General features: G+C 62.6%; 7 protein-coding genes and 1 pseudogene. All 8 read left to right on the forward strand.

Annotation, left to right across the window (positions count from 1 at the left end):
- Nucleotides 1-534 (forward strand): class 1 fructose-bisphosphatase (locus tag EN749_RS25345; protein ID WP_145991000.1); only part of this gene is annotated, 534 nt, incomplete at its 5' end.
- A gap of 8 nt (nucleotides 535-542) precedes the next feature.
- Nucleotides 543-1,415, forward strand: a complete 873-nt coding sequence (locus EN749_RS25350) for a phosphoribulokinase (RefSeq protein ID WP_127395372.1) — start codon at nucleotides 543-545, stop codon at nucleotides 1,413-1,415.
- A gap of 10 nt (nucleotides 1,416-1,425) precedes the next feature.
- Nucleotides 1,426-3,438: a transketolase gene (tkt, locus tag EN749_RS25355; protein WP_128364196.1), complete on the forward strand. Its 2,013-nt coding sequence runs from the start codon at nucleotides 1,426-1,428 to the stop codon at nucleotides 3,436-3,438.
- 11 nt (nucleotides 3,439-3,449) lie between these two features.
- On the forward strand, nucleotides 3,450-4,529 hold the full coding sequence (gene fba / locus EN749_RS25360) for a class II fructose-bisphosphate aldolase (protein WP_127395374.1): 1,080 nt from the start codon (nucleotides 3,450-3,452) through the stop codon (nucleotides 4,527-4,529).
- A 21-nt stretch (nucleotides 4,530-4,550) separates the two neighbouring features.
- Nucleotides 4,551-6,044, forward strand: coding sequence for a ribulose-bisphosphate carboxylase large subunit (locus tag EN749_RS25365; RefSeq protein WP_013532056.1), 1,494 nt, complete (start codon nucleotides 4,551-4,553; stop codon nucleotides 6,042-6,044).
- 18 nt (nucleotides 6,045-6,062) lie between these two features.
- Nucleotides 6,063-6,497 carry a ribulose bisphosphate carboxylase small subunit gene (locus tag EN749_RS25370; RefSeq protein WP_013532057.1) on the forward strand — a complete coding sequence of 145 codons (435 nt, stop codon included), beginning with the start codon at nucleotides 6,063-6,065 and terminating at the stop codon, nucleotides 6,495-6,497.
- 7 nt (nucleotides 6,498-6,504) lie between these two features.
- On the forward strand, nucleotides 6,505-7,443 hold the full coding sequence (gene cbbX, locus EN749_RS25375) for a CbbX protein (RefSeq protein WP_128288647.1): 939 nt from the start codon (nucleotides 6,505-6,507) through the stop codon (nucleotides 7,441-7,443).
- A 60-nt stretch (nucleotides 7,444-7,503) separates the two neighbouring features.
- Nucleotides 7,504-7,787, forward strand: a pseudogene (locus EN749_RS25380) (ribulose-phosphate 3-epimerase); the annotation flags it as partial.

Genomic DNA, 7,787 nt, shown 5'->3' on the forward strand with positions numbered 1-7,787 from the left:
GGCACACATGTCTTCGTCTTCTCGACAAGGCTCGGCACCTTCGTCCAGGCCTATGAAAGCCGGATCATTCCGCAACGCACTCAGGAGTTCGCCATCAACGCCGCCAACTACCGGCACTGGGACGAGGCCGTGCGGCTCTATGTCGACGACTGCCTGGAGGGCACCGAAGGACCGCGCGAGAAGGATTTCAACATGCGCTGGATCGCCTCTCTGGTTGCCGACTGTTACCGCATTTTGATGCGCGGCGGCGTCTTTCTCTACCCCGGCGATCGACGCAAGGGCTATGGTCAGGGACGGTTGCGCCTCGTCTACGAGGCCAACCCGATCGCCTATCTCATAGAACAGGCTGGTGGTGCCGCCACCGATGCGATCAACCGCATCCTGGAAATCGAACCCGAGAGCCTGCATCAGCGCGTGCCGATGATCTTCGGGTCGGCGCGGGAAGTCGCGCGCATCACCCGCTACCACACAGAGCCGAGCAACATCGGTGAGCGTGCGCCGCTGTTCAGCCGCCGCGGCCTGTTCAGAGCCTGAGCAGCACCATGTCAGCCAAGCACCCCATCATCACCATCACCGGGTCGTCGGGCGCCGGCACGACCTCGGTCAAGCGCATCTTCGATCTGATTTTCCGGCGCGAGAACATCGAGGCCGCTTTCATCGAAGGCGACGCCTTCCACCGCTACGATCGCGCGGCGATGAAGGCAAAGGTGGCCGAGGAGGAAAAGGCCGGCAACCCGAACTTCACCCATTTCAATGCCGCGGCCAACGAACTCGGAATTCTCGAAGAGGTGTTCGCGGAATATGGCCGCCGCGGAACGGGCAAGACCCGCACCTATATTCATGATGAGGAAGAGGAAAAGCAGCACGGCACGCCACCGGGAACCTTTACCGAATGGCGCGAATTCGCTCCCAGCGACCTGCTCTTCTACGAGGGGCTGCACGGCTGTGTCGTCACCGACACGATCAATTTGGCCAAGCATGCGGATCTCAAGATCGGCGTCGTGCCGGTCATCAATCTCGAATGGATCCAGAAGATCCATCGCGACCGTTCGACACGCGGCTATTCCACCGAGGCGGTGATGGACGTGATCCTGCGCCGGATGCCCGACTATGTCCGCAACATCGTCCCGCAATTCTCGCAGACCGCCATCAACTTCCAGCGCGTGCCGATCGTCGACACGTCCAACCCGTTCATCGCGCGCTGGATCCCGACGCCCGACGAATCGATGCTGGTTATCCGCTTCGCCAATCCGCGGGGCATCGATTTTCCGTATCTGCTGTCGATGATCCACGACTCGTTCATGTCGCGGCCAAATTCCATCGTGGTGCCAGGCAACAAGCTCGATCTTGCCATGCAGTTGATCCTGACGCCGCTCATCCTGCAATTGATTGAACGCAAGAGCCGTGTGTCGTGAGGAGGATGCAATGACCAGCCAAACAGCACTGAAGCCCGTCACCACAACCGCTCCCGTCTCGGAGCGCGACATGGCGAACGCCATTCGCGCGCTGGCGATGGACAGCGTTCAAAAGGCGAATTCGGGTCACCCTGGCATGCCGATGGGCATGGCCGACGTCGCAACGGTGCTGTTCAACCGCTTCATCAATATCGATCCGTCGAGGCCGGACTGGCCCGACCGTGACCGTTTCGTGCTTTCAGCCGGCCACGGCTCGATGCTGCAATACGCACTGCATCATCTGCTCGGCTATGAAGACATGCAGATCGAGGAATTGCAGCGATTTCGGCAGTTGGGCAGCCGCACCGCCGGACATCCGGAATACGGCCATGCGCTTGGCGTGGAGACCACCACCGGACCGCTCGGACAGGGCATTTCCACGGCGGTCGGCATGGCGCTGGCGGAACGTATGCTTGCCGCCCGCTACGGTGCCGATCTGGTCGATCATCATACCTATGTCATTGCGGGCGACGGCTGCCTTCAGGAGGGCATCAGTCACGAGGCGATAGACCTCGCTGGTCACCTGAAGCTTTCCCGCCTGATTGTTTTCTGGGACGACAATGCGATTTCCATTGACGGGCCGACCTCCCTCTCCACGTCGATGGACCAGCCGGCGCGCTTCAAGGCCGCCGGCTGGGATGTCCAAAGCGTCGCCGGCCACGACATGGAGGCAGTCGCCGCGGCAATCGAGGCGGCGCGGCGGTCGGATCGGCCATCGCTGATTGCCTGCCGCACAGTGATCGGCATGGGTGCCCCCAATCTCGGCGGTTCGGAAAAGACGCACGGCGCACCGCTGGGTGAAGCAGAGATCGCCGCGACACGCGAAAACATCGGCTGGGCCCACGCGCCGTTCGATGTGCCGGATGATATCCTTTTCGCCTGGCGCGAGATTGCCGGTCGCGGCGAAGCGATGCGGCGCGCCTGGGAGCAGCGGCTTGCCGCCTCGCCGCGGCGCGAGGTTTTTGAAAACGCCGTCGCCGCCGAACTGCCCGACACGGTCTTCGAAGCGCTCGACGCCTTTCGTCGCGAACATGTCGAGAAGGCAACCAAGGTGGCGACGCGAAAAGCCTCCGAAATGGCGCTGGAGGCCATCAATGGCGCAACGGAGTTGACCGTCGGCGGCTCGGCCGATCTGACGCATTCGAATCTGACGATCACCAAGGACATGAACCGCATTGCACCGGGTGACTATGCCGGCCGCTATATTCACTACGGCATTCGTGAGCACGGCATGGCGGCCGCCATGAACGGCATCGCGCTGCATGGCGGTTTCGTGCCCTATGGCGGGACGTTCCTGTGCTTCGCCGATTATGCGCGCGGCGCGATGCGGCTCTCGGCGCTCATGGGCCAGCGCGTCATCTATGTGATGACACACGATTCCATCGGCCTCGGCGAGGACGGCCCGACGCACCAGCCGGTCGAGCACCTTGCGATGCTGCGTGCCACGCCTAATCTCAACGTCTTCCGCCCGGCGGATGTCATCGAAACGGCGGAGTGCTGGGAACTCGCGCTAAAGAGCAAGGATCGGCCGAGCGTCCTGGTGCTGTCGCGCCAGAACCTGCCGATGCTGCGTCGGTCGCACAGCGACGAGAACCGCTCCTGCCAGGGCGCTTACATCCTGCGGGAGCCGGCAAGGCACCGCGCCGTCACCCTGATCGCCACCGGCTCGGAGGTCGAGATCGCGGTTGCTGCCGCCGAAAGGCTGGAGACTGAGCATGGCGTCGCCGCCGCCGTCGTGTCGATGCCGTGCTGGGAGCTTTTCGAGGAGCAGGAAAGCGCCACCCGCAAGGCCGTCCTCGGCTCGGCGCCGCGCGTCGCGGTCGAAGCAGCAGCCCGGCTGGGCTGGGACCGCTGGATCGGCGAGACCGGTGCTTTCGTCGGCATGACCGGCTTCGGCGCCAGCGCCCCTGCCCCCGACCTCTACCGGCATTTCAACATAACGTCCGAAGCGGTTGCTGCAGCGGCACTGAAGCTCATCATCTAGGAGGATTCACAATGGCTCGCATCACCCTTCGCCAGCTTCTCGACCATGCCGCCGAGCACGGCTACGGCGTACCGGCATTCAACATCAACAACATGGAACAGGGCCTCGCCATCATGGAAGCGGCCAAGGCCTGCGACGCGCCTGTCATCATCCAGGCTTCGCGTGGCGCCCGATCCTATGCCAACGACATCATGCTGGCCAAGATGATGGAGGCGCTGACCGAAATCCACCCGACCATCCCGCTATGCATCCATCAAGACCACGGCAACAGCGAGGCCACCTGCCTTTCCGCGATCCGCCACGGCTTCACCTCGGTGATGATGGACGGATCCTTGATGGCGGACGCCAAGACGCCGGCCAGCTACGACTACAACGTCGCCATAACCGAACGCGTCGCACGCATGGCGCATTGGGTCGGCGCTTCCGTCGAAGGCGAACTGGGTGTGCTCGGCTCGCTGGAAACCGGTCAAAGCGAGGCAGAGGATGGCCACGGCGCCGAAGGCGCGCTTTCCCACGACCAGTTGTTGACCGATCCCGATCAGGCGGTCGACTTTGTGACCGCAACCCAGGTCGACGCGCTGGCGATCGCCTGCGGCACCTCGCACGGCGCCTACAAATTCACCCGCAAGCCGGACGGCGATATCCTGGCCATGCAGGTGATCGAGGCGATCCACGAAAAGCTGCCCAACACGCATCTGGTCATGCACGGCTCGTCCTCGGTGCCGCAGGAGCTGCAGGACATTATCAACAGATACGGCGGCGAGATGCCCCAGACCTTTGGCGTTCCGGTCGAGGAGATCGAGCGCGGCATCCGCTACGGCGTGCGCAAGGTCAACATCGACACCGATTGCCGCATGGCCATGGCCGGGCAGTTCCGCCGCGTCGCGACGGAAGACCCGCGCGAGTTCGATCCCCGTAAATTCCTGAAACCCGCCATGGACGCCTTGCGCGACCTTTGCCGGGACCGGTTCGAGCGTTTCGGCACGGCGTCCAACGCCTCGAAGATCAAGGTCATCGCCATGGACGAGATGGCGAAACGTTACGCCGCGGGAAAACTCGATCCCCATATCGCAATCGCGAAAGCCGCCTGAGCAACAAACAGGAGACCTGTCATGAACAAGATCGACATACTGCCAGCGGGGACGCTCAAGGAAGGCAAGGAACGCTACAAGTCAGGGGTCATCCCCTACAAGAAGATGGGTTACTGGGAGCCGGACTACAGGCCCAAGGAAACCGATCTGATCGCCATGTTCCGGATCACGCCGCAGCCGGGCGTCGACCACGAGGAGGCGGCGGCGGCCATCGCCGGCGAATCCTCCACCGCGACGTGGACCGTGGTGTGGACCGACCGACTGACCGCGTGCGAGCTCTATCGCGCCAAGGCGTTCAGATCCGAGCCGGTGCCGAACACCGGTCCCGGAACCAAGACCGAGCAACAGTACTTCGCCTACATCGCCTACGACCTCGACCTGTTCGAGCCGGGCTCGATCGCCAATCTGACCGCATCGATCATCGGCAATGTGTTCGGCTTCAAGGCAGTCAAGGCGCTGCGGCTGGAAGACATGCGTATCCCGGTGGCGTACCTCAAAACCTTCCAGGGGCCGGCGACCGGTATCGTGGTGGAGCGTGAGCGGCTCGACAAGTTCGGCCGGCCGCTGCTCGGCGCGACGACGAAGCCGAAGCTCGGCCTGTCGGGACGCAATTACGGGCGCGTCGTTTACGAAGCGCTGAAGGGCGGCCTCGACTTCGTCAAGGACGACGAGAACATCAACTCGCAGCCCTTCATGCACTGGCGCGACCGCTTCCTCTACTGCATGGAGGCCGTGAACAAGGCGTCGGCCGCCACCGGCGAGGTCAAAGGACATTATCTCAACGTCACCGCCGGCACGATGGAGGAGATGTACGAGCGCGCCGAATTCGCCAAGCAGCTTGGCTCCTGCATCGTCATGATCGACCTCGTTATCGGCTACACGGCGATCCAGTCGATGGCCAAGTGGGCGCGCCGCAACGACATGATCCTGCACCTGCACCGTGCCGGCAACTCGACCTATTCGCGCCAGAAGAACCACGGCATGAATTTCCGCGTCATCTGCAAATGGATGCGTATGGCCGGCGTCGACCACATCCATGCCGGCACGGTGGTCGGCAAGCTGGAAGGCGACCCGCTCATGATCAAGGGGTTTTATGACACGCTGCGCGAGGAGCGCACGCCGCAGAACCTCGAAACCGGGCTGTTCTTCGATCAGGAATGGGCCTCGCTCAACAAGGTGATGCCCGTCGCCTCGGGCGGTATCCATGCCGGCCAGATGCACCAGTTGATCCACTATCTCGGCGAGGATGTCATCCTGCAGTTCGGCGGTGGCACGATCGGCCATCCGGACGGTATCCAGGCAGGCGCGACGGCCAATCGCGTCGCCTTGGAAGCGATGATCCTGGCCCGCAACGAGGGGCGCGATTATTTGCGCGAAGGAACCAAGATCCTCGAACAGGCGGCCAGATGGTGCACGCCGCTGAAGGCTGCCCTGGAGACCTGGAAGGACGTCACCTTCAACTACGAGTCGACCGACACGGCCGACTTCGTGCCAACCGCAACGCCCAGCTTCTAGACGAAAGGAACCGTCGTCATGATGACCAATCCGGGAAACAAGGTCACGCAGGGACAGTTCTCGTTCCTGCCCGACCTAACCGATGAGCAGATTTCGGCGCAGATCAAATACGCGCTGAAGAACCATTGGGCGGTCAGCGTCGAGTACACGGACGATCCGCATCCGCGAAACACCTATTGGGAAATGTACGGCAACCCGATGTTCGACTTGAAAGATCCGGCGGGCATACTGCTTGAGGTCAACGCTTGCCGGAAAGCCTGTCCGAACATGTATGTGCGGGTAACCGCCTTCGATTCGACCAAGGGCTGGGAAGCCCCGCGCATGTCGTTCATTGTCAACCGGCCGCCCAGCGAACCCGGCTTCCGGCTGCTGCGCCAGGAGCGCGACGGCCGCAGCCAGGGTTATTCGATCGTGCCTTATGCGACCGACAGGCCCGAGGGCGAGCGGAGCTAGCTGAACCATGCTGAACGCGATGACCAAGGACGCTGCCGCACAGGACGCGACGGTTGATCTGCAGGCCGAGTTCGAGGCGTCCAACATCGACGAGGTCATGGACAAGCTCGACCGTGAACTCGTTGGCCTGAAGCCGGTCAAGACCCGCATCCGCGAGATCGCCGCTCTCCTCCTGGTCGACCGGCTTCGCCGCAAGTTCGGGCTGACCTCGGGCGCCCCGACGCTGCACATGAACTTTACGGGAAATCCCGGCACCGGAAAGACCACCGTGGCGCTGAGGATGGCTGAAATCCTGCATCGTCTCGGCTATGTCCGCGAAGGCCACATGGTCGCCGTGACGCGCGACGATCTCGTCGGCCAGTATGTGGGCCACACCGCGCCCAAGACCCGCGAGGTGATCAAGCGTGCCATGGGCGGCGTGCTTTTCATCGACGAGGCCTACTATCTCTACAAGCCCGAGAACGAACGCGACTACGGCCAGGAATCGATCGAAATCCTGCTGCAGTGCATGGAGAACAACCGTGACGATCTGGTTGTGATCCTTGCCGGCTACAAGAACAAGATGGACCGCTTCTTCGACAGCAATCCCGGCATGCGTTCGCGCATCGCCCATCACCTCGATTTCCCCGACTATGGCGTCAGCGAACTGAAATCGATCGCCGAGATTATGCTCGCGGAGCAGAATTATCGCCTCAGCGAGGCGGCGTCCCGTGCGCTCGAAGAGTATCTTCCGATCCGCATGAGGCTGCCGCATTTCTCCAACGCGCGTTCGGTCCGCAATGGGCTCGACCGGGCGCGGCTGCGGCAGGCCAACCGGCTTTTCGCATCGCGCAGCCGGGTGTTGACCAAAGCCGATCTTATCACCATCGAGGAATCCGACATCCGCGGCAGCCGCGTGTTCGCGGAAGGGAAACTCGAAGGCGAACCGGAGACGAAGATGCGCTGACGGGATGGAGCCGGCTGGCGCAGCGACCAACACCCGCAGACAGAATTGGAGACGACGACCATGGTCACCAGGACAATCATCGCACCCTCCGTGCTTTCCGCGGATTTCTCGCGGCTCGGCGACGAGGTCGAAGCTGTCGTGCGAGCGGGTGCCGACTGGATCCATCTCGACGTGATGGACGGCCATTTCGTGCCCAACATCACCTTCGGTCCGCCGGTGATCAAGGCGATCCGCGACCGAACGGACAAAATTTTCGACTGCCATCTGATGATCGCGCCGGCCGACCCCTATCTGGCCGCCTTCGCCGACGCGGGCTGCGACATCATCACGGTGCACGCCGAGGC

Source organism: Mesorhizobium sp. M7A.F.Ca.ET.027.02.1.1 (assembly GCF_004022985.1).
Lineage (GTDB): Bacteria > Pseudomonadota > Alphaproteobacteria > Rhizobiales > Rhizobiaceae > Mesorhizobium.